The following is a 23,584-nucleotide window of genomic DNA, read 5'->3' as shown; positions in this document are numbered from 1 at the left end:
TGCAGGAGATCGTGGCCGAGACCTTCGCCGAGGTGCTCGGCGTGGAGCGGGTCGGCCTGGACGACGACTTCTTCGAGCTGGGCGGTAACTCGCTGGTCGCCACGCAGGTGGCGGCGCGGCTGGGTGAGGCGCTGAACACGCAGGTGCCGGTGCGCACGCTGTTCGAGGCGTCGACCGTGGTCGCACTGGCCGCGAAGGTGGAATCGGCCGCCGGAGCGGGTGGCCGGACGCCGCTGGTGGCGCGGGAGCGGCCCGAGCTGGTGCCGCTGTCGTTGGCTCAGCAGCGGATGTGGTTCCTCAACCGGTTCGACAACCGCACCGCGGTGAACAACATTCCGGTGGCGCTGCGGCTGAGCGGTGCGCTGGACGTCGACGCGCTGGGTGCGGCGATCGGTGACGTGCTCGCGCGCCACGAGGCGCTGCGCACGATCTACCCCGAGGTGGAGGGCACCGGTTACCAGCGCGTGCTGCCGGTCGGTGAGGTCGCCTTCGATGTGGTCGCCGAGCCCGTCGCCGCGGACGCGCTGCCCGCGCGGATCGTGGAGCTGGCGAGCGTCGGCTTCGACGTGACCGCCGAGATCGGGTTCCGGGCGAGCCTGTTGTCGCTGTCGGCGACCGAGCACGTCGCGGTGCTGGTGCTGCATCACATCAGCGCGGACGGTTTCTCGCTGCGGCCGTTGCTGCGCGATGTGGTGCTCGCCTACACCGAGCGCGCTCGCGGCGAGGTGCCGTCCTGGGCTCCGCTCGAGGTGCAGTACGCCGACTACGCGCTGTGGCAGCGCGAGGTGCTCGGCGCCGAGGACGACGCCGAGTCCGTCGCGGCCAGGCAGATCGCCTACTGGACCGAGCAGTTGCGTGACCTGCCCGACCAGATCGAGCTGCCCGCCGACCGGCCCCGGCCGGAGATCGCCTCCAATGCCGGTGGCACGTACAACTTCTCGGTCGACGCGCAGGTGCACGAGGCGCTGGCCGAGCTGGCGCGCGCCCGCGGCGTGACGCTGTTCATGGTGGTGCACGCCGCGCTGGCGGTGTGGGCGGGCCGGTTGTCGGGCAGCACCGACGTCGCGATCGGCACGCCGATCGCGGGCCGCGGTGAACGCGCGCTCGACGACGTGGTCGGCATGTTCGTCAACACGCTCGTGCTGCGCAGCCAGGTCGAGCCGGGCGCAGGCTTCGACGAGCTGCTCGAGCAGGTGCGCCGCACCGACCTGGCCGCCTTCGCCAACGCCGACGTGCCGTTCGAGCGGCTGGTGGACGTGCTCAGCCCGGCGCGCTCGCAGGCGCACCACCCGCTGTTCCAGGTCGCGCTGACCTTCGAGGCGGCCTCGGCGGCCGCTCTCGGTGCGGTCGCGCTGCCCGGTGGCGTCGAGGTCGCCGCGGTCGAGTTCGATCCGGGCACCGCGAAATTCGACGTGCAGCTCACCGTGGGCGAGGCCGCCGACGGCGGGTTGACGCTGTCGTGGAACTACGCCACCGAATTGTTCGATCCCGAGACGGTGGCCGCGTTCGCGGATCGTTTCGTGCGCATCCTGCGCGGGGTCGCCGAGGATCCTCGGGCGGCGATCGGCGATATCGATCTGCTCGGCGAGGGCGAGCGGCTGGACGTCTCGCAGCGCTGGGTGTCGTCGGGTTCCGAAAGCGTCGCAGGGCTTTTCGCCGATCCGAACATCACCCTGGTAGGGCTGTTCGACGCGGCTGTGGCCGCGCATCCGCATCGCGTCGCGGCCCGCTTCGGCGTGGAGACGCTGACCTACGCCGAGCTGGACCGGCGCGCGAATGTGCTGGCGCGCAGGCTGATCAGCGACGGCGCGGGGCCGGAGACGCTGGTCGCGGTGATCCTGCCGCGGTCGCTGGATTTGGTGGTGGCGCTGCTGGCGGTGGTGAAGACCGGCGCGGGTTACGTGCCGGTGGACCCGACCTACCCGGCCGAGCGCATCGCCTACGTACTCGCCGACTCCCGGCCGACCAGCGTGGTGCTCGACTCCACGGTGCAGGTCGAGGTGCCCGCCGGGCTGCCGTCGGTCGTGCTGGACGGATTCGCGGTGGAGACCGGCAACGTCGAGGACGCCGACGACGCCCCGATCACCAACGCCGACCGCAACTCCGCGCTCACGCCGGACAATGTCGCGTACGTGATCTACACCTCCGGCTCGACCGGCCGCCCGAAGGGCGTCGCGGTCGCGCACCGCAACGTGGTGCGGCTGTTCGCGAACACCGACCGCGACTTCGGTTTCGGACCCGACGACGTGTGGACGCTGTTCCACAGCTACGCCTTCGACTTCTCGGTGTGGGAGCTGTGGGGTCCGCTGCTGTTCGGCGGCACCCTCGTGGTGGTCGACTACTACACCTCGCGCTCGCCGGAGCAGTTCCTGGAACTGCTGCGCGCCGAGCGGGTCACGGTGCTCAACCAGACCCCGTCGGCGTTCTACCAGCTGGCCGAGGCCGACCGGAACGCCGCGCCCGACGCCGCCGCTCTGGCGCTGCGGTATGTGGTGTTCGGCGGTGAGGCGCTGGAGCTGCGCAGGCTGTCGGATTGGGTGGCGCGCCACGGCGACGGCACCGGCGCGACGGCTGGCACCGCGCCGCTGCTGGTCAACATGTACGGCATCACCGAGACCACGGTGCACGTGTCCTATCGCGCGCTGGACGCCGCGACCATCGCCGCCGCCTCCGGCAGCGTGGTCGGCCGCGCCATCGCCGGTCTGCGGGTGTACGTCCTCGACAGCAGGCTGCGCCCGGTGCCGGTCGGCGTCGCGGGCGAGATGTACGTGGCGGGCCCGCAATTGGCGCGTGGCTACCTCGGACGCCCGGATCTGTCGGCGACCCGTTTCGTCGCCGACCCGATGGGCGGCACGTCGGGTGGGCGGCTGTATCGCTCCGGCGACCTCGCCCGCTGGAACCGCTTCGGTGAACTCGAGTACCTGGGCCGCGCCGACGACCAGGTGAAGGTGCGCGGCTTCCGCATCGAACTCGGCGAGATCGAGTCCGCGATCCTCGCCCAGCCTGGCATCGCCCAAGCCGCGGTCATCGTGCGTGAGGACCAGCCCGGCGATCAGCGGATCGTCGCCTACGTGGTGTCCGAGCCGGATGCCGAGCCCGCGCTGGACGCGGTGCGCGACGGCGCGGCCGCGCAACTGCCCGCCTACATGGTGCCCTCGGCCGTGGTGCGGCTGGAATGGATCCCGCTGACCGTCAACGGGAAGCTGGACCGTCGCGCGCTGCCCGCCCCGACGGCACAGTCCCGCGCGTTCCGCGCGCCGGTCACGCCGGTGCAGGAGACCGTGGCGGCGGTGTTCGCCGACGTGCTCGGCCTGGAGCGGGTCGGCGTGGACGACGACTTCTTCGACCTCGGCGGCAACTCGCTGATCGCGACCAGGGTGGTCGCCCGCATCGGCGCGGCGCTGGGGACGACGGTCGCGGTGCGCACCCTGTTCGAGGCCTCGACGGTGGAAGCGCTCGCCGCTCGGGTGGAATCGCACGCCGACGGCGCGGCCCGCGCCCGGCTCGTCGCCCGCGAGCGCGCGGCGGGCGAACTGGTGCCGCTGTCGTTCGCGCAGCAGCGCATGTGGTTCCTGAACAAGTACGACACCTCCTCGGCGGCCTACAACCTGCCGATCGCCATCAGACTCACCGGCGCGCTGGACGTCGAAGCGCTGCGGCTGGCGGTGGCCGATGTGGTGCGCAGGCACGAATCGCTGCGCACCCGTTACCCCGAGCACGGCGGCACCCCGGTCCAGGTGATCGTGCCCGCCGAGGACATCGCCCTGGATCTGCGTCCCGTGGCGGTGGACCCGGCGCGGTTGATCGAGACGGTGACCGAGTTCGTCACCACCGGATTCGACGTGGCCGAACAGGTTCCGCTGCGCACCCGGCTGTACGCGGCCGGGCCGGACGAGCATGTGCTCGTCGTGGTGGTGCACCACATCGCGGCCGACGGTTTCTCGATGGGACCGTTGACCCGCGACGTGATGGCCGCCTACACCGCGCGCAGCACCGGCAGCGCTCCCGGCTGGGCGCCGCTGGCGGTGCAGTACGCCGACTTCGCGGTGTGGCAGCGCGAGATCCTCGGGTCCGAGGACGATTCCGACTCCCTGCTGGCTAAGCAGGTCGCCTACTGGCGGCACGCGCTCGACGACATCCCCGACGAACTGGCCCTGCCCACCGACCGCCCGCGTCCGGCCGTTGCCTCGCACCGCGGCGCGACGTTGCACCGCGAGCTGTCCGGTGAACTGGTCGCCGCGCTCGAGGAGATCGCGCGGCAGCGCGGCGCGTCGCTGTTCATGGTGATGCACGGCGCGCTGGCGGTGCTGCTGGCGCGGCTGTCGGGCAGCGACGACGTCGCGATCGGCACCCCGGTCGCGGGCCGCGGCGAGGCCGCGCTCGACGACCTGGTCGGCATGTTCGTCAACACGCTGGTGCTGCGCACGGGAATCGAGCCGGGCGAGTCGTTCGCCGACCTGCTCGGCCGGGTGCGCCGCACCGACCTGGACGCCTACGGCAACGCCGACGTGCCGTTCGAGCGGCTGGTGGAACTGCTCGCGCCGGAGCGTTCGCAGGCCCGCAACCCGCTGTTCCAGGTGATGCTGGCGTTCCAGAACTTGGAGCGCACCACCCTGGAACTGCCGGGGCTTTCGGTGTCGGCGCTGGACCTGGAAGAGAACGTCGCGCGCTTCGACCTGCAGTTCACCCTCGCCGAGCGCGGCGAAACCGGTTCCGGCGCCATGGCTTTGGCGCTCACCTACGCCACCGAGCTGTTCGACTCCTCGACCGCCGCGGCCATCGTGGATCGCTGGGAGCGTGTGCTCGCCGCGGTGGCGGCCGATCCGTCGGTCGCCGTCGGCGCGATCGACGTGCTCGACGCCGCCGAGCGCGCCGACCTGGTCGCGCGCACCGGCGCGCCCGCCACGCCCGCGCGGACGCTGCCGGACCTGATCGCCGAGGCCGCCGCCATCGATCCCGAGGCGCCCGCCGTGGTGTTCCAGGGGAGAAGTGTGTCCTATGGCGAGCTGGACGCGCGGTCCAACCGCTTGGCCCGCTTGCTGATCGAGCGCGGTATCGGCACCGAGGATCTGGTGGCGGTCGCCGTGCCGCGCTCGGACGAGTCGTACTTCGCCGAGTGGGCGGTGTCGAAGTCCGGTGCCGCGTTCGTGCCGATCGACCCGGCCTATCCGGCCGACCGCATCGCGCACATGGTCACCGACTCCGGTTCCCCGATCGGCCTGACCGTGGCGTCGGTGCGCGCCGAACTGCCGGAATCGGTCGAGTGGCTGGTACTCGACGAGCTGGATCTCGACGGGTTCGACAGCGCCCCGGTGACCGACGCCGATCGGGTGCGCCCGGTGCGGCCGGAGCACCCCGCCTACGTCATCTACACCTCCGGTTCCACCGGCGTGCCCAAGGGCGTCGTGGTCACCCACGCCGGTCTCGCGAACTTCCGCGACGAGCAGAACGCCCGCTACGACGTCGACTCCGACACGCGCGCACTGCATTTCGCCTCGCCCAGCTTCGACGCCTCGATCCTGGAGTTCCTGCTCGCGATCGGCCGCGGCGGCGCCCTGGTGGTCTGCCCGCCCGGCGTGTACGGCGGCGAGGAACTGTCCGAGCTGATCCGCGCCGAGCGGGTCACGCACGCCTTCATCACCCCGTCGGTGCTCGCGTCGCTGGATTCGGCCGCGCTGGCAGGCATGCGGGTGATCGTGGCGGGCGGCGAGGCCGTGCCGGCCGATCTGGTCACCAAGTGGGGTGGCGCGCCGGACGGTTCGGGCCGCCGCTTCCACAACGGTTACGGCCCGACCGAGACCACGATCATGACCAACATCAGCGACGCGCTCGCGCCCGGCGACCGGGTCACCATCGGTGGCCCGACCCGCGGCATGCAGTCGCTGATCCTGGACGCCCAGCTCAGGCCCGTTCCGGTGGGTGTCGCGGGTGAGCTGTATCTGTCGGGCGTCCAGCTGGCGCGTGGCTACCACGCCCGCCCCGGCCTGTCGGCGGAACGGTTCGTCGCCAACCCGTACGTGCCCGGTGCGCGGATGTACCGCACCGGCGACGTGGTGCGCTGGACCCGGGTCGGGCACTCCGCGGGCTCCGCGCCCGCTGGAGGAGTCGAATCCCTAGTTGTCGAATACGTAGGCCGCTCCGACTTCCAGGTGAAGGTGCGCGGTTTCCGCATCGAACTCGGCGAGATCGACGCCGCGCTCGCCTCGCACGAGACCGTCGACTTCGCCGTCACCGTGGGCCACAAGAGCGCCGCGGGCGCCGTGTCGCTGGTGTCGTACGTCGTTGCCGCGCAAGGTCATTCGATCGACGTCGCGGCGCTGACCGCGCACGTCGAGGAGCGCCTGCCCGCCTACATGGTGCCCTCGTCGATCATGGTGATCGACCATGTGCCGCTCACCCCGGTGGGCAAGCTGGACCGTAAGGCGCTGCCGGAGCCCGTGTTCGCGACCGAGGTCGTGTTCCGTGCGGCGCGCACGCCGGTCGAGCAGACCATCGCGGAAGTGTTCGCCGAGGTGCTCGGCGTGGAGCGGGTCGGCGTGGACGACTCCTTCTTCGCGCTCGGCGGCGACAGCATCGTCTCCATCCAGTTGGTGTCGCGGGCCAAGGCGCGCGGCGTGGTGTTCACGCCGCGGCACGTGTTCGAGCAGCGCACCGTGGCCGGGCTGGCCTCGGTCGCGGAGACCACCGAGGCGGCCGAGGCGTCGGCGACGACGCTGGCCGAGCCGCCCGGCGGCGGCATCGGCGCTATGCCGTTGACGCCGGTGGTGCGGTTCATGGCCGAGCGGCGCGGCTCGTTCGGCCGGTTCAACCAGACGCTGGCGCTGGAACTGCCGATCGGCATCGACCGGGCGGGCATCGCCGCGACGGTCGGCGCGGTCATCGATCGCCACGACATGCTGCGCGCGAGCCTGCGCCGCGACGGCGACGACTGGGTGGTCGAGACCGCCGCGCCGGGCACGGTCGCGGTGGACGCGCTGATCGATCGCACCGAGTTCGACGCGAACGTCACCGACGCCGAACTGGTCGAGATCGCCGCGGCGGCACTGGACGAGTCGCTGGACCGGCTCGATCCGGCCGCGGGCGTGGTCATCCGGTTCGTCTGGCTCGAGCCGGATTCCGCCGAGCGCGCCGGACGCCTGGTCGTCGTCGCCCACCACTTGGTGGTGGACGGCGTCTCCTGGCGCATCCTGGTGCCCGACTTCGTCGCCGCGTGGGGGCAGCGCACCGCCGGGCAGACGCCCGAGTTGGTCGCCCCGGCCACGTCGATGCGGGCGTGGGCGCACGCGCTGGAGCGCGAAGCGGTCAGCCCGGAGCGGGTGGCCGAACTGGACTACTGGCGTTTGGTGGTCGGTACGGCCGATCCGCTGCTGACCGAGCGTGCGATGGATCCGGCTCTCGACACCTCGGGCGTCATCGAGAAGCATCAGGTCGAGGTGTCCGCCGAGGTCACCAAGGCCCTGCTCACCACGGTTCCGGCGCTGTTCCACGGCGGTGTGAACGACGGCCTGCTGACCGCGCTGGCGCTGGCCACCGCCAAGTGGCGGGCGCGGCGGGTGGCCGCTCGCGGCGAGGATTCGCTGCTGATCCGCTTGGAGGGTCACGGCCGCGAGGAAGACGTGGTGCCGGGTGCGGATCTGTCGCGCACCGTCGGCTGGTTCACCGCGATCTACCCGGTCGCCTTCGACCTGTCCGGCATCGACGTCGATGCCGCGTTCACCGGCGGTCCCGCGCTGGGCGCGGCCGTGAAGGCGGTCAAGGAGCAGTTGCTGTCGGTGCCCGACAAGGGCATCGGCTACGGCCTGCTGCGGTACCTGAACACCGAGACCGCGGCCGAGTTGCCGCGTGAGCTGCCCGGCCAGGTGAGTTTCAACTACCTCGGCCGCGTCTCCGAGGGTGACGTGCCGGAGTCGCTGCGCGGCTTCGGCTGGATCCCCGCGCCGGAACTCGGCGCGCTGGGCGGGGCCTACGACGCGGACATGCCCGCGATGGCGCCGCTGGACGTGAACGCGATCGTGGTCGGCGACAAGCTGACCGCCAACATCGGCTACCCGTCGACCCTGCTGTCGGCCGCCGAGGTGCGCGAGTTCGGCGAATTGTGGACCGCGGCGCTGGAAGCTGTCGCGCGGCACGCCAATTCGGCGGGCGCGGGCGGGCATACACCGTCGGACTTCGCGCTGGTGCGCAGCACGCAACGCGATATCGACGTCTGGGAGCGGCGCTTCCCGGCGCTGGCCGACGTGTGGCCGCTGTCGGCGTTGCAGGCCGGTCTGTTGTTCCACGCCCGCCTCGCGGCGACCTCGGTGGACGTGTACACCGCCCAGGCGGTGCTGACGCTCACCGGCCGGGTGGACGCCGCCCGGTTGCGCTCGGCCGCACAGGCTCTGGTGGACCGCTACGAGAACCTGCGCACGGCGTTCGTCAGCGACCACGACGGCAACCCGGTGCAGATCGTGCTGGACAGCGTCCGGGTGGCGTGGGCCGAGCACGACCGGATCGAATCCGGTGCGGCCGACGACCTGATCGAGGCCGATCGCATGAGCCGGTTCGACCTGGCCGCGCCGCCGCTGATCCGCTTCACGCTGATCCAGGTCGCGGCCGACCGCTGGCAGTTCGTGGTGTCCAACCACCACATCCTGCTCGACGGCTGGTCCATGCCGCTGCTCATGCGGGATCTGCTGGTGCTCTACGCCGCGCACGCGGACGTCTCCGCGCTGCCCGCGGTGCGGTCCTACCGGCACTTCCTGGACTGGACCCGGCAGCAGGATCAGGCGGCGTCGCTGGCCGCGTGGGCGCACGCGCTGCGCGGCGTCGGCGAGCCGACCCTGCTGGCGCGGCCGGACGCCGGTCGCGAGATCACCTCGCTGTCCGGCGAGTACTTCTTCGACCTGGACGAGGCGACCACCGCGCGGCTGACCGCGCTGGCCGGCTCGCTGGGCGTCACCCCGAACACCGTGTTGCAGACGGCGTGGGGCATTCTCGTCGGCCGCATGACCAGCCGCGACGACGTGCTGTTCGGCACCACCGTCTCCGGTCGTCCCGCGCAGCTGTCCGGCGTGGAGGCGATGGTCGGCCTGTTCATCAACACCGTGCCGGTGCGGGTGCGTTTCGATCCGTCGGAGTCCGTGCGCGACCTGCTGGTCCGCACGCAGGGCGAGCAGGCCGACCTGCTCGACCACCACTACGTGGGCCTGGCCGACATCCAGGCCGTCGCGGGCGTCGGCGGGCTGTTCGACACCCTGGTGGTGTTCGAGTCCTACCCGGTCGACGCGGCGGGCTTGCAGGCGCAGGCGGCGGACATCGACGGCATGGCCGTGGTCGGCCTGGACGCGGCCGACGCCACGCACTACCCGCTGACCCTGATCGCGCAGCTGGATTCGCGGCTGCGGGTGCGCGCGGGCTACCTGCGCGACCTGTTCGACGAGCAGACGGTGCGCCGCATCGCCGACCGCTTGGTCCGGGTGCTCACCGCGATCACCGCCGAACCCGATGCGGTGGTCGGTGACATCGAGTTGCTGGATGCCGCCGAGCGCGAGCTCGTGGTGTCCGGGTGGAACGACACCGCGCATCCGGTGGACACCGGCGCGACGTTGGTGTCGATGTTCTACGACCAGGTCGAACGCACTCCGGACGCGACGGCGGTCACGTTCGAGGGGACAAGTCTGTCCTACGCCGAGTTCTCTTGGCGGGTGAACCAGCTGGCGCGCTGGCTGATCGCGCGCGGTGTGGGCGCGGAATCGTTTGTGGCGCTGGGTATGCGGCGCTCGATCGATTTGGTGGTCGGCATGTACGCCGTCGCCGTGGCCGGTGGTTCGTATGTTCCGCTGGACCCGGATCACCCGGCCGAGCGCACGGAATACATCCTCGGCACGGCCGACCCGGTGTGTGTGCTGACCTCCGGTAGCGATCTGGACATCGACACCGCGCAGGTGCGCATCGATCTGCTGGACCTGAAGGGTCTGTCCGAGGCCCCGGTCACCGACGCGGATCGTCGTGCGCCGCTGCTTCCGTCGAACACCGCCTACGTGATCTTCACGTCGGGTTCGACGGGTCGTCCGAAGGGTGTGGCGGTTTCGCATTCGGCGATCGTCAATCGCCTGGTGTGGATGCAGACGGCCTACCAGTTGACCGGCGCTGATGTGGTGTTGCAGAAGACGCCTGCGACCTTCGATGTGTCGGTGTGGGAATTCTTCTGGCCGTTGCAGATCGGTGCCCGCCTGGTCGTGGCGAAGCCGGACGGTCATCGCGACCCGGCCTACCTCGCCGAGATCATCAGCGCCGAAAAGGTGACCGTCACCCACTTCGTGCCCTCGATGCTCGCGGTATTCGTCGCCGATGCCGCCGCCGCGCAGTGCGATTCGCTGCGACTGGTGTTCGCCTCGGGTGAGGCGTTGCCGCCCAAGCCCGCGCACCGGTTGCGCGAGCTGACCGGCGCGGCCTTGCACAACCTGTACGGCCCGACCGAAGCGGCGGTCGACGTCACCTTCCACGAGGTCGTCGACGCCGACGCCGAGACGGTGCCGATCGGTGCTCCGGTGTTCAACACGCAGGTGTTCGTGCTGGACGCGCGCTTGCGTCCGGTCCCCGTTGGTGTCGCGGGTGAGCTGTACCTCGCGGGTGTTCAGCTGGCGCGGGGTTACGTCGCGCGCCCGGATCTGACGAGTGACCGGTTCGTCGCCAACCCGTACGGGGAGCCCGGCGCGCGGATGTACCGCACCGGCGACCTGGTGGCGTGGACCGAACACGGCGAGCTGGAGTACCTGGGCCGCACCGACTTCCAGGTGAAACTGCGTGGTCTGCGTATCGAACTCGGGGAGATCGAGCAGGCGCTGACCGGCCTGGACGAGGTCGCGCAAGCCGTCGTCGTGGTGCGCTCCGACGCGCACGCGGGCGATCAGCTCGTCGCGTACGTCATCCCCGCGCCGGACGCCGCGCTGGACACCGACCTGGTCCGCGAGGACCTCGGTCGGCAGCTGCCCGCGTACATGGTGCCGTCGATCGTGATGGCGCTGGAGGAGTTCCCGCTCAACGCTTCGGGCAAGCTGGACCGCAAGGCGCTGCCCGCGCCGGTGTTCGAGGCCGCGGTGTTCCGCGCGCCGACCACGCCGGTCGAAGAAATCGTCGCCGCCACCTTCGCCGACGTGCTCGGCCTCGAGCGGGTGGGTCTGGACGACGACTTCTTCGCCCTCGGCGGCAACTCGCTGTCGGCCACCCAGGTCGCCGCCCGGCTGTCGGCGGCGCTGGACACCGACCTCGGCGTGCGTGAGCTGTTCGAGGCCTCCACCGTGGTCGCTTTGGCGGCGCGCGCGGAGACCAAGGCGGGTGTGGGCGGTCGTGCGCCGCTGGCGCCGCAGCAGCGGCCGGAGCTGGTGCCGCTGTCGCTGGCCCAGCAGCGTATGTGGTTCCTGAACCGCTTCGATCCCGACTCGGCGGTGGACAACATCCCGGCCGCGGTGCGGCTGTCGGGCCTGCTGGACCGGCAGGCGTTGCAGATCGCCGTCGCCGACGTGCTGGCCCGCCACGAGTCGCTGCACACCTTCTACCCCGAGGTGGACGGCGCCGCGCGGCAGCAGATCGTTGCCACGGCCAAGGTCATCCCGGACCTGACGCCGGTCGACGTCACCGAAGCCGAACTGCCCGAGCGGCTTTCGCAGCTGATCGGCACGGCCTTCGACGTCACCGCCGAGGTGCCCTTCCGCGCCAGGCTGTTCGAGATCAGCCCCACCGAGCACGTGCTCGCCCTGGTGGTGCACCACATCTCGGCCGACGGTTTCTCCATGGGCCCGCTGACCCGCGACGTGATGACCGCCTACGGCGCCCGCGTCGACGGCGGCGAGCCCGCCTGGCGTCCGCTGGAGGTCCAGTACGCCGACTTCGCGCTGTGGCAGCGTCAGGTGCTCGGCGCCGAGGACGATCCGGCTTCGGTGATCGCCGAGCAGATCTCGTTCTGGTCGGACTCGCTGCGCGGGCTGCCCGAGCAGCTGGATCTGCCGTCGGATCGGCCGCGTCCCGCGGTCGCCTCCGGTCGCGGCGCCACGCACGTCTTCGAGATCGACGCGCAGACCCACGCTCAGCTGACCGAACTGGCCCGCACCAGGGGCGCGACGCTGTTCATGGTCGCGCACACCGCGCTGGCCGTGCTGCTGTCGCGGCTGTCCGGCGAGGACGACATCGCGATCGGCACTCCGGTCGCCGGACGTGGCGAGCGCGCGCTCGATGACCTGATCGGCATGTTCGTCAACACTCTCGTGTTGCGGACCCCGGTCAGGGCCGGTGCGACGTTCACCGAGTTGCTGCGTGCGGTGCGCGCCACCGACATCGCCGCGTTCGGGCACGCGGACCTGCCGTTCGAGCGGCTGGTGGAGATCCTGAACCCGGCGCGCTCGCAGGCGCGGCACCCGTTGTTCCAGGTGATGCTGTCGTTCCAGAACACCGGCCAGAACAGCCTGGAGCTGCCGGGGCTGACGGTGAGCGGTGTCGAGTTGCCGATCGACGTCGCCAAGTTCGACCTGCAACTGGTGCTGTCCGAACGCGACGCCGAGAATTCCGCGGGCGCGAACCCCGCGGGCATCGCGGCCGAGCTGATCTACGCCACCGACCTGTTCGACCCGGCCACCATGGCCGAGTTCGGGCGGCGCTTCGGCCGGTTGCTGAAGGCCGTCGCGGCCGAGCCGGACCGGCCCATCGGCGATCTCACGCTGCTGGACGAGCCGGAGACCGAGCAGGCGCTGCGCGGCTGGAACGACACCGCCCGCGACCTCGGCCCGGCGAGCACGCTGGTCGAGGAGTTCGCCGCGCAGGCCGCGGCGACGCCGGACGCGGTCGCGGTGATCGATCCGGCCACCGGGACGCAGCTCACCTACGCCGAATTCGCCGCGCGCGTGCGGCGATTGGCGCGTCGACTCATCGAAGCCGGTGTGGGTCCTGAGACGCTGGTCGCCCTGGGCCTGCGCCGCTCGGTGGACCTGGTCGTGGCCGCTTACGCGGTGCAGGCGGCGGGTGGCGGCTACGTGCCGCTGGATCTCGACCAGCCCGCCGACCGCGTGCACTACGTGCTCGACTCGGCCGACCCGGTCTGCGTGCTGACCACCGCGCGCGACGCGTTCGACGGCGCGGGCCGCGCGACGCTGCGCATCGACGAGCTGGAGTTGTCCGGTTACGCGGACGACCCGGTCACCGACGCCGAGCGCATCGCGCCGCTGCGCCCGCAGCACCCGGCGTACGTGATCTTCACCTCCGGCTCCACCGGCCGCCCCAAGGGCGTCGCCGTGCCACACGCCGCGGTCGTCAACCAGATCCGCTGGATCACCGGCGAATACGGCATCGACGCCGACGACGTGGTGCTGTTCAAGACCCCCGCCACCTTCGACGTGTCGGTGTGGGAGCTGTTCGGCCCGCTGAGCACCGGCGGCCGGATCGTGGTGGCGAGCCCGGACGGGCACCGCGACCCGCAGTACCTGGTCGAGGTGATCGCGGCCGAGCGGGTCACGATGACCTCGTTCGTGCCGTCGATGCTGACCGTCTTCGCGGCCTGGATCGACCCGGCCGACGCCGACGCGCTCGCCTCGCTGCGCACGCTGTTCGTCGCCGGTGAGGCGTTCACAGCCGACGCGGTCGTGGCCATCCGCCGCGTCAGCGACGCCGCGCTGTACAACCTGTACGGACCCACCGAGTTCACCGTGCACGCCACGCACGCACCTGTCGCCGAGCAGGTGGACGGGGCGGTGCCGATCGGCCTGCCGGTGTGGAACGCGCAGGCGTACGTGCTGGATTCGCGTCTGCACCCGGTGCCGTCGAACGTCGCGGGTGAGCTGTACCTCGCGGGCGATCAGTTGGCGCGCGGCTACTTCGGTCGCACGGACCTCACCGCCGATCGCTTCGTGGCCAACCCGTACGGCGCGCCCGGCGCTCGGATGTACCGCACCGGCGACTTGGTGCGCCGGGACGACACCGGCGCCATCGAGTACCTGGGCCGCACCGACTTCCAGGTGAAACTGCGTGGTCTGCGCATCGAGCTCGGCGAGATCGAGACCGCGTTGACGGCGCACGAATCGGTCGCGCAGTCGGTCGCGCTGGTGCGTTCGGACGCGCGCACCGGCGACCAGCTGGTGGGTTATGTGGTGCCGGCGAACGGCGCGACGGTGGACGTCGAGGCGTTGCGCGCGCATCTGTCCGCGCAGCTGCCGTCCTACATGGTGCCCGCCGCCATCGTGGTGCTCGACGCCATGCCGTTGAACCCGAACGGCAAACTGGATCGCCGCGCGCTGCCCGAGCCGGTCTTCGAGGCGCGGGAGTTCCGCGCGCCGTCCACGCCGGTGGAGGAGATCGTCGCCGACGTCTTCGCCGAGGTGCTCGGCCTGGCACAGGCGGAACGCGCGGTCGGCTTGGACGACGACTTCTTCGACCTGGGCGGCAACTCGCTGATCGCCACCCAGGTGGTGGCCCGGCTCGGCGCCGCGCTGGACACCAGGATCCCGGTCCGTACGCTGTTCGAGGCGCCGACCGTGGCGGCGTTGGCCGTGCGGGTGGAGGCGCACCAGGGCACCGGCCGCCGCCGGGAACTCGCCGCGGGCCCGCGCCCGTCGAAGATCCCACTGTCGCTGGCCCAGCAGCGCATGTGGTTCCTGAACCGGTTCGACAACCAGACCGCGGTGAACAACATCCCGCTCGCGGTCCGGCTCACCGGAACCCTGGACACCGAGGCGCTGCGCCAGGCCGTGGCCGACGTGGTCGACCGGCACGAGGTGTTGCGCACCGTCTACCCGGAGACCGCCGACGGCCAGGGCGTGCAGGTCGTGCTGCCCGCCGGGCACAGCGCGGTCGACCTCACCCCGATCGAGGTGTCCGAGGCCGAGATCTCCGAGCGGATCAGCGAACTGGTGCTGACCGGCTTCGACGTCACCGCCGAGGTGCCGGTGCGCGCCGCGCTGTTCCGCATCGCGGGCTCGATGGACGGCTCGCAGCCCGACACCCACGTGCTGGTGTTCGTGGTGCACCACATCTCCGGCGACGGCTGGTCGGTGCGCCCGCTGGCACGCGACGTGATGGTGGCCTACTCGGCGCGTTCGCGCGGCGAGGCGCCCGCGTGGGCGCCGCTGCCGGTGCAGTACGCCGATTACGCGCTGTGGCAGCGCGAGACGCTGGGCTCCGAGGGCGATCCCGCCTCGCTGATCGCCCAGCAGGTCGCGTTCTGGTCCGACTCCCTGGCCGGGCTGCCGGATCAGCTGGATCTGCCGTCGGACCGCTCGCGTCCGGCGGTGGCGTCCAACCGCGGCGGCGTGTACGAGTTCGCGCTCGACGCGCAGCTGCTGCGCGAGCTGAACGCGCTGGCCCGCGCGAACGGCGCCAGCCTGTTCATGGTGGTGCACGCGGCGTTCGCCGCCCTGCTGGCCCGGTTGTCCGGCAGCGACGACATCGCCATCGGCACCGCGGTCGCGGGCCGTGGTGAGGCCGTGCTCGACGACGCCATCGGCATGTTCGTCAACACGCTGGTGCTGCGCAGCGCGGTCGATCCCGCGATCGCGTTCACCGAATTGCTCGCGCGCACCAAGGACACCGACCTCGCGGCGTTCGCGCACGCGGACCTGCCGTTCGAGCGGCTGGTGGAGATCCTGAACCCGGCGCGCTCGCAGGCGCGGCATCCGCTGTTCCAGGTGATGCTGTCGTTCCAGAACACCGGTGAGGCCACCTTCGAGCTGCCCGGCCTGGAAGTGGCCGGGGTGCCGCTGGACGTGGTGACCGCCAAGTTCGACCTGCACCTCAACCTCGCCGACCGGTTCGACGCCTCGGGCTCGGCCGACGGCATGACCGCCGAATTCGCCTACGCCACCGACATGTTCGACTCCGACACCATCGCGGGCGTCGCGTCGCGGCTGGTGCGGATGCTGACGGCGATAGCCGCCGATCCGTCCGTGGCCGTCGGCGATGTCGAGTTGCTCGACAGCGTCGAGCGCACCGAGGTCCTCGAGCGGTGGAACGACACCGCGCACCCGGTCGACCCGGACGCCACCCTGGTGTCGATGTTCGCCGCGCAGCTGGCGCGGACCCCGGACGCGACCGCCGTGACGTTCGAGGGGACGAGTCTGTCCTATGCCGAGTTCGCCGCTAGGGTGAACCGTCTGGCCCGGCACCTCATCTCGCTGGGCGTCGGCCCGGACTCGATGGTCGCGCTGGGCATGCGCCGCTCGATCGACCTGGTGGTCGGCATGTACGCGGTGAGCGTCGCCGGTGGCGCGTACGTGCCGCTGGATCCGGACCATCCGGCCGACCGCACCCGCTACGTGCTCGACACCGCGCAGCCGGTGTGCGTGCTCACCACTTCGCGCGACGAGTTCGACGCGGGCGCTACCCCGGCGATCGAGATCGATGTGGCGTCGCTGGCCGGGTACTCCGACGAGCCGGTCACCGATGCGGATCGCCGTGCGCCGCTGCGCCCGTCGAACACCGCGTACGTGATCTTCACCTCCGGTTCGACCGGCCGCCCGAAGGGTGTGGCGGTCTCGCACGCCGCGATCGTCAACCGTCTGGTGTGGATGCAAGACGAGTACGGCCTCGACGACACCGACGTGGTGTTGCAGAAGACCCCGGCCACGTTCGACGTGTCGGTGTGGGAGTTCTTCTGGCCCTTGCAGGTCGGCGCGCGCCTGGTCGTCGCGAAGCCCGACGGCCACCGCGACCCGGCCTACCTCGTGCAGGTCGTCACCGGCGAGCAGGTCACCACGGCGCACTTCGTGCCGTCGATGCTGTCGGTGTTCGTGGCCGAGGAACGCGCCGACGAATGCACCAGTCTGCGCAACGTCTTCGCCTCCGGTGAGGCGCTGCCCGCCGCCACCGCGCAGCGGATGCAGGAACTCACCGGCGCGCTGCTGCACAACCTGTACGGCCCGACCGAGGCCGCGGTCGACGTCACCTATCACGAGGTGACCGAGGCCGACACGGTGTCGGTGCCGATCGGCGCTCCCGTGTTCAACACCCAGGTTTACGTGCTGGATTCGCGCCTGCACCCGGTGCCGGTGGGTGTCGCGGGTGAGCTGTATCTCGCGGGCGTGCAATTGGCCCGCGGCTACGTCGCGCGTCCCGATCTGACCGCTGACCGGTTCGTGGCCAACCCGTACGGCGCGCCGGGCGAGCGGATGTACCGCACCGGCGACCTCGTCTCCTGGACCGACAAGGGCGAACTGGAGTACCTGGGCCGCACCGACTTCCAGGTGAAGCTGCGCGGTCTGCGCATCGAGCTGGGCGAGATCGAGTCGGCGCTCACCGCGCTGGACTCGATCGCCCAGGCCGTGGTCGTGGTGCGCTCGGACGAGCGGCTGGGCGACCAGTTGGTGGCGTACGTCATCGCGACCGCGGGCCGCTCGGTGGACATCGAGGGCGTGCGTTCCGAGCTCGGCGGCGAGCTGCCCGCCTACATGGTGCCGTCGGCGTTCGTCGTGCTGGAGGCGTTCCCGCTGAACGCCTCCGGCAAGCTGGACCGTAAGGCGCTGCCCGCGCCGGTGTTCGAGGCCAAGGTGTTCCGCGCGCCGTCCACCCCGATCGAGGAGATCGTGGCGGGCACCTTCGGTGACGTGCTCGGTGTCGCGCGGGTCGGACTGGACGACGACTTCTTCGAACTCGGCGGCAACTCGCTGCTGGCCACCCAGGTGACCGCGCGGCTGGGCGCCGCGCTGGACACCAGGCTCGCGGTGCGCGACCTGTTCGAGGCCTCCACCGTGGTGGCGTTGGCCGCCAGGGTGGAGCGCAACGCCGGGTCCGGCCGGAACCGGCCACGCCTGGAGGCGGGGGAGCGCCCGGCGCGCATCCCGCTCTCGCCCGCGCAGCAGCGGTACTGGTTCCTCAACCAGTTCGACACGGCCACTTCGGCGGTGGACAACATCCCGCTGGCCGTCCGCTTGTCGGGCACGCTGGAGGTGGCCGCGCTGGAGCAGGCCATCGGCGACGTGTTCGCCCGTCACGAGGTACTGCGCACCACCTACCCGCGCTCGGCGGAGGGCCCGCATCAGGTGATCCGCCCGGCCGACCGGTCCGCGGCGGCGCTCACCCCGATCGACGTGGCCGAGGACGACCTGCTCGGCGCCGTCATCGGCTTCGCGCTGACCACCTTCGACGTCACCGTGGAGGTGCCGTTGGCGGTGGCGCTGTTCCGCATCGCGGACAACGACCATGTGCTGGCGTTCACCGTGCATCACGTCGCGGCCGACGGCTCCTCGATGGGCCCGCTGGCGCGTGACGTGATGGCCGCCTACGTGGCCCGGGTGCAGGGCGAGGCGCCGCAGTGGCAGCCGTTGCCGGTGCAGTACGCCGACTACGCGCTGTGGCAGCGCGCGGTGCTCGGATCCGAGGACGATCCGGAATCGCTGGCCGCGCAGCAGGTGGCGTACTGGCGTCAGGCGCTGGCCGATCTGCCCGATCAGCTGGAACTGCCCGCCGACCGGCCGCGCCCGCCCGCGCAGTCGTTCCAGGGCAAGGCGATCCGCTTCGAGATCGACCCGCAGCGGCACGCCCGCCTGCACGAGCTGGCGCGCGCGCACAACGCGTCGCTGTTCATGGTGGTGCACGCGGCGCTGGCGGTGCTGCTGTCGCGGTTGTCGGGCACCGATGACATCGCGGTCGGCACCCCGATCGCCGGTCGCGGCGAACGCGAACTCGACGACCTGATCGGCATGTTCGTCAACACCCTGGTGTTCCGCACCCGGGTGGCGTCCGGCGAGCGCTTCGCCGACCTGCTCGGCGACGTCAAGGAACGCGACCTGGAGGCGTTCGCCAACGCCGACGTGCCGTTCGAGCGCCTGGTCGAGGTGCTCAACCCGGTGCGCTCGACCGCGCGCAATCCGCTGTTCCAGGTGGGCCTGTCGTTCCAGAACCTGGCCGAGACGACCTTCGAGCTGCCCGGCCTGACGGTGAGCGCGGTCAACTTCGACTCGCAGCTGGCCAAGACCGACCTGCACGTCACGCTATACGACCGGTACGCCGAGGACGGCACGCCCGCCGAGATCATCACCGAATTCGGTTACGCCACCGACCTGTTCGACGAGGACACGGTGCAGGGCTTCGCCGACCGGTTCCTGCGGGTGCTCGACGCGGTGGCGGCCGACGCCACGGTGCGGGTGGGCGAGATCGACCTGCTCGCGGCCGAGGAGAGCGAACGCATCCTCACCGCGTGGAACGCCACCGAGCACGAGGTCGACACGACCGCGACGCTGGTGTCCTTGCTGGACGCCACGGTGGCCGCGACCCCGGCGGCCGTGGCGCTGGTCGCCGACGAGCCGACCGGCCGTCGCGAGCTGACCTACGCCGGGCTGGACGCGCGGGTCAACCGACTGGCCCGGTACCTGATCGGCCGCGGCGTCGGCCCGGAGGACCGGGTCGCGCTGGCGATCCGCCGCAGCAGCGACCTCGTGATCGCCATGTACGCGGTCGCGAAGGCCGGTGCGGCGTACGTGCCGATCGATCCGGATCAGCCCGCCGAGCGGACCGACTACATCCTGGGCACCGCCGCGCCGGTGTGCGTGCTGACCACCGGCCGCGACGGGTTCCGCACCGCGGCGGCCGATGTCGTGCAGATCGACGGGCTCGACCTCGCCGAGTACCCGACGGCTCCGGTGACCGCGGCCGAGCGCACGGGTGCGCTGACCCCGGCGAACACCGCGTACGTGATCTTCACGTCCGGTTCCACCGGTCAGCCGAAGGGCGTCGCGGTCCCGCACGCGGCGATCGCCAACCAGTTGCAGTGGGAGACATCTGTCTTCGAGCTGGGCGCGGACGACGCGGTGCTGCTGAAGACGGCGGCGACGTTCGACCTCTCGGTGTGGGAGTTCTGGTCGGCCGCGGTTTCCGGCGGCCGCCTGGTGATCTCGTCCGCCGACGGGCATCGCGACCCGGCGTACCTGAACGAGCTGATGCGCGCCACCGGCGTCACCACGCTGCACGTGGTGCCGTCCATGCTGGACGCGCTGCTCACCGAATCCGGTGGCCGCCTGTCGGACTCGCTGCGGCGGGTGCTGGCCATCGGTGAGGCGCTGCCCGCCGCGACCGCCCAGCGGTTGCGCCGCAACAACGCCGCCGAACTGCACAACCTCTACGGTCCGACCGAGGCGGCGGTGTCGATCACCAGCCACCTGGTCACCGATGCCGACGAGGCGTCGGTGTCGATCGGCGCGCCGGAGTGGAACAGCCGGGTCTACGTGCTGGACTCGCGACTGCGGCCGGTGCCGGTCGGCGTCTCCGGTGAGCTGTACCTGGCCGGTGCGCAGTTGGCGCGCGGGTACTTCGGTCGTGCGGACCTGACCGCGGACCGGTTCGTCGCCGACCCGTTCGGCGCGGCGGGCGACCGGATGTACCGCACCGGCGACCTGGTGGCCTGGAGCGCCACCGGCGAGCTGGACTACCGCGGCCGCACCGATTTCCAGGTGAAGATCCGCGGCTTCCGCATCGAGCTCGGCGAGATCGAGGCCGCGTTGCTGCGGCAGGACGCGGTGAGCGCCGCGGCCGTCGTCGCGCACACCGATCCGAGCATCGGCGATCGGCTGGTCGCCTACGTGGTGACCCGCACGGGCGCGCTGGACAAGCGGGCCCTGCAGTCCGCGCTGTCGGCCGAGCTGCCGTCGTACATGGTGCCGTCGATGCTGATCGGGCTGGAGGCGTTGCCGCTCAACGCCAACGGCAAGCTGGACCGCAAGGCGCTGCCGGAGCCCACCTTCGAGAAGGCGGTGTTCCGCGCGCCGGTCACGCCGATCGAGCAGATCGTGGCGAACACCTTCGCCGAGGTGCTGCGGCTGTCCGATCGCGAAGGCGGCGAAGCCAAGCGCCTCGGCCTGGACGACGACTTTTTCGCCTGGGGCGGTAACTCGCTGCTGGCCACGCAGGTCGCCGCCCGCCTGGGTGAGGCGCTCAACACGCGGGTGCCGGTGCGTCTGCTGTTCGAGGCGTCCACCGTCGCCGCGCTGGCGGTGCGGGTGGAGCAGCACGCCGACATGGGCGGCCGCCGTGCGCTGACGGCGGGCCCGCGGCCGGAGCACATCCCGCTGTCGCTGGCGCAGCAGCGCATGTGGTTCCTCAACCGGTTCGACACCCAGTCGGCGGCCTACAACGTGCCGATCGCGGTGCGGTTGTCCGGCGCGTTGGACGTGGCCGCGCTGCGTGCCGCGATCGCGGACCTGGTGAGCCGCCACGAGATCCTGCGGACGGTGTACCCGCAGACCGAGGCGGGCCCGGTGCAGGTCATTCTGCCGCCCGCCCAAGCCGTGCCGCGCCTGGAGGTGCGGGTGGTCGCGCCGTCGCAGATCGAGTCCGCCGTGGTGGCGCTGACCTCGACGATCTTCGATGTCACGACCGAGGTGCCGGTGAAGGTCGCGCTGTTCCAGATCGCCGGGGAGGGCGCGCAGACTCCGGCGGACGGGTCGGTGGACTACGTGCTGGCCATGGTCGTGCACCACATCTCCGGTGACGGCTCCTCGGTCGGCCCGCTGACCAGGGATTTGATGATCGCCTACGCCGCGCGGTCGGCGGGCGAGGCGCCGAACTGGGCGCCGCTGGAAGTCCAGTACGCGGACTACAGCATCTGGCAGCGCGAACTGCTCGGCGACGAGGAGGATTCGGAATCGCTGGCCGCCAAGCAGGTCGCCTACTGGCGCCAGGCGCTGGCCGAGCTGCCCGATCAGCTGGACCTGCCCTCGGACCGGCCGCGCCCCGCGGTGCAGTCCTTCGCGGGCGGCAAGGTCGAGCTGCGGGTGGACGCGCAAACCCATCAGGCGCTGATCGAGCTGGCGCGTGCGGAGGGCGCGACGCTGTTCATGGTCGTGCACACCGCGCTGGCGGTGCTGCTGGCCCGGTTGTCTGGCACCGACGACATCGCGATCGGCACGCCGATGGCGGGCCGTGGCGAAGCCGTTCTGGACGATCTGATCGGCATGTTCGTCAACACCCTGGTGTTCCGCACCCGGGTCGAGGCGGGCGAGGCGTTCACCGATCTGCTGGCCCGCCAGCGCGAGACCGACATCCAGGCGTTCGCCAACGCCGACGTGCCGTTCGAGCGCCTGGTGGAGGTGCTCAACCCGGTGCGTTCGACCGCGCGGCACCCGCTGTTCCAGGTGGGTCTGTCGTTCCAGAACCTGGCGCAGTCCGCGCTGGAGTTGCCCGGCCTGAGCGTGTCCGGCCTGGACATCGACACCGAGCTGTCCCAGTTCGACCTGCACTTGATCGCGACCGACCGCTACGACGACGCCGGCGTGCCCGAGGGCATCACCGGCTTCTTCACCTACGCGACCGACATGTTCGATCGCGCGACGGTGCAGGGCTTCGTGGACCGGTTCGCGCGCCTGCTCGGCGAGATCATCGCCGCGCCGCGCACCCCGGTCGGCGACCTCGAACTGCTCGACGCCGCCGAACGGACCCAGCTGCTCACCGCGCGCAACGCGACCGACCAGCCGGTGGACACCTCCGCCACGCTGGTGTCGCTGCTGGACGCCACGGTGGCGGCCGGGCCGAAGGAAGTCGCGCTCGTCACCGAGGACGGCGAGTCGATCACCTATGGCGCACTCGACGTTCGGGTGAATCGTCTTGCGCGGCATCTGATTTCGTTGGGTGTCGGTCCGGAGTCGCGGGTCGCGCTGGCGTTGCGTCGCTCCGTTGATTTGATCGTGGCGATGTACGCGGTGGCGAAGTCCGGTGGCGCGTATGTGCCGGTGGATCCGGATCAGGCTGCCGAGCGCACGAGCTACATCCTCGAGACGGCGGCACCGGTTTGTGTGCTGAGCAACGCCGAGGCGGAGTTCAGTACCGATGTCGCGCCGGTGGTGCGGATCGATGAGCTCGACTTGTCGGGTGTGGATGCCACGCCGGTCACGGATGCGGATCGGGTCGCACCCCTGCGTCCGGAGAACACGGCGTATGTGATCTTCACGTCTGGTTCGACGGGTCGCCCGAAGGGTGTCGCGGTTCCGCACGGCGCTATCGCGAACCAGTTGCAGTGGAAGAGCGTCGAATTCGGTTTGGACGCTGCGGATGCGATTCTGCTGAAGACGGCGGCGACGTTCGACTTGTCGGTGTGGGAGTTCTGGTCGGCCGCTGTCTGCGGTGGTCGCCTGGTGATCGCCTCCCCGGACGGTCACCGAGACCCGGCGTACCTCAACGAGTTGATGGCTCGCGAGTGGGTCACCACGCTGCATGTGGTGCCGTCGATGCTGGACGCGTTGTTGACCGCCGGTATGCCGAACTCGCTGTGGCGGGTGCTGGCCATCGGTGAAGCGCTGCCGGGTTCGGTCGCGCAGCGGTTCCTGCGGGAACACCCGCGCACGGAACTGTTCAACCTCTACGGTCCGACCGAGGCGGCGGTGTCCATCACCAGCCACCGGGTCACTCTCGCCGACGAGACCTCCGTGTCGATCGGTGCGCCGGAATGGAACAGCCGGGTCTACGTCCTCGACTCCCGGCTGCGGCCGGTGCCCGACGGCGTCTCCGGCGAGCTGTACCTCGCCGGTGCGCAGTTGGCGCGCGGTTACTTCGGTCGTGCGGATCTGACGGCGGATCGGTTCGTGGCGAATCCGTTCGAGCCGGGTGCGCGGATGTATCGCACGGGTGACTTGGTCGC

General features: G+C 71.0%; 1 protein-coding gene. It reads left to right on the top strand.

Annotated features, from left to right (window positions below):
- Positions 1-11: 11 nt before the first annotated feature.
- Positions 12-23,584, top strand: a 23,573-nt coding sequence (locus AB0L97_RS36720) for a non-ribosomal peptide synthase/polyketide synthase (RefSeq protein WP_364439144.1), incomplete at its 3' end; no start/stop codon positions are given.

The sequence above is a fragment of the Nocardia sp. NPDC051911 genome, assembly GCF_040681035.1.
Lineage (GTDB): Bacteria > Actinomycetota > Actinomycetes > Mycobacteriales > Mycobacteriaceae > Nocardia > Nocardia sichangensis.
This window is presented reverse-complemented; position numbering and strand designations above follow the sequence as displayed.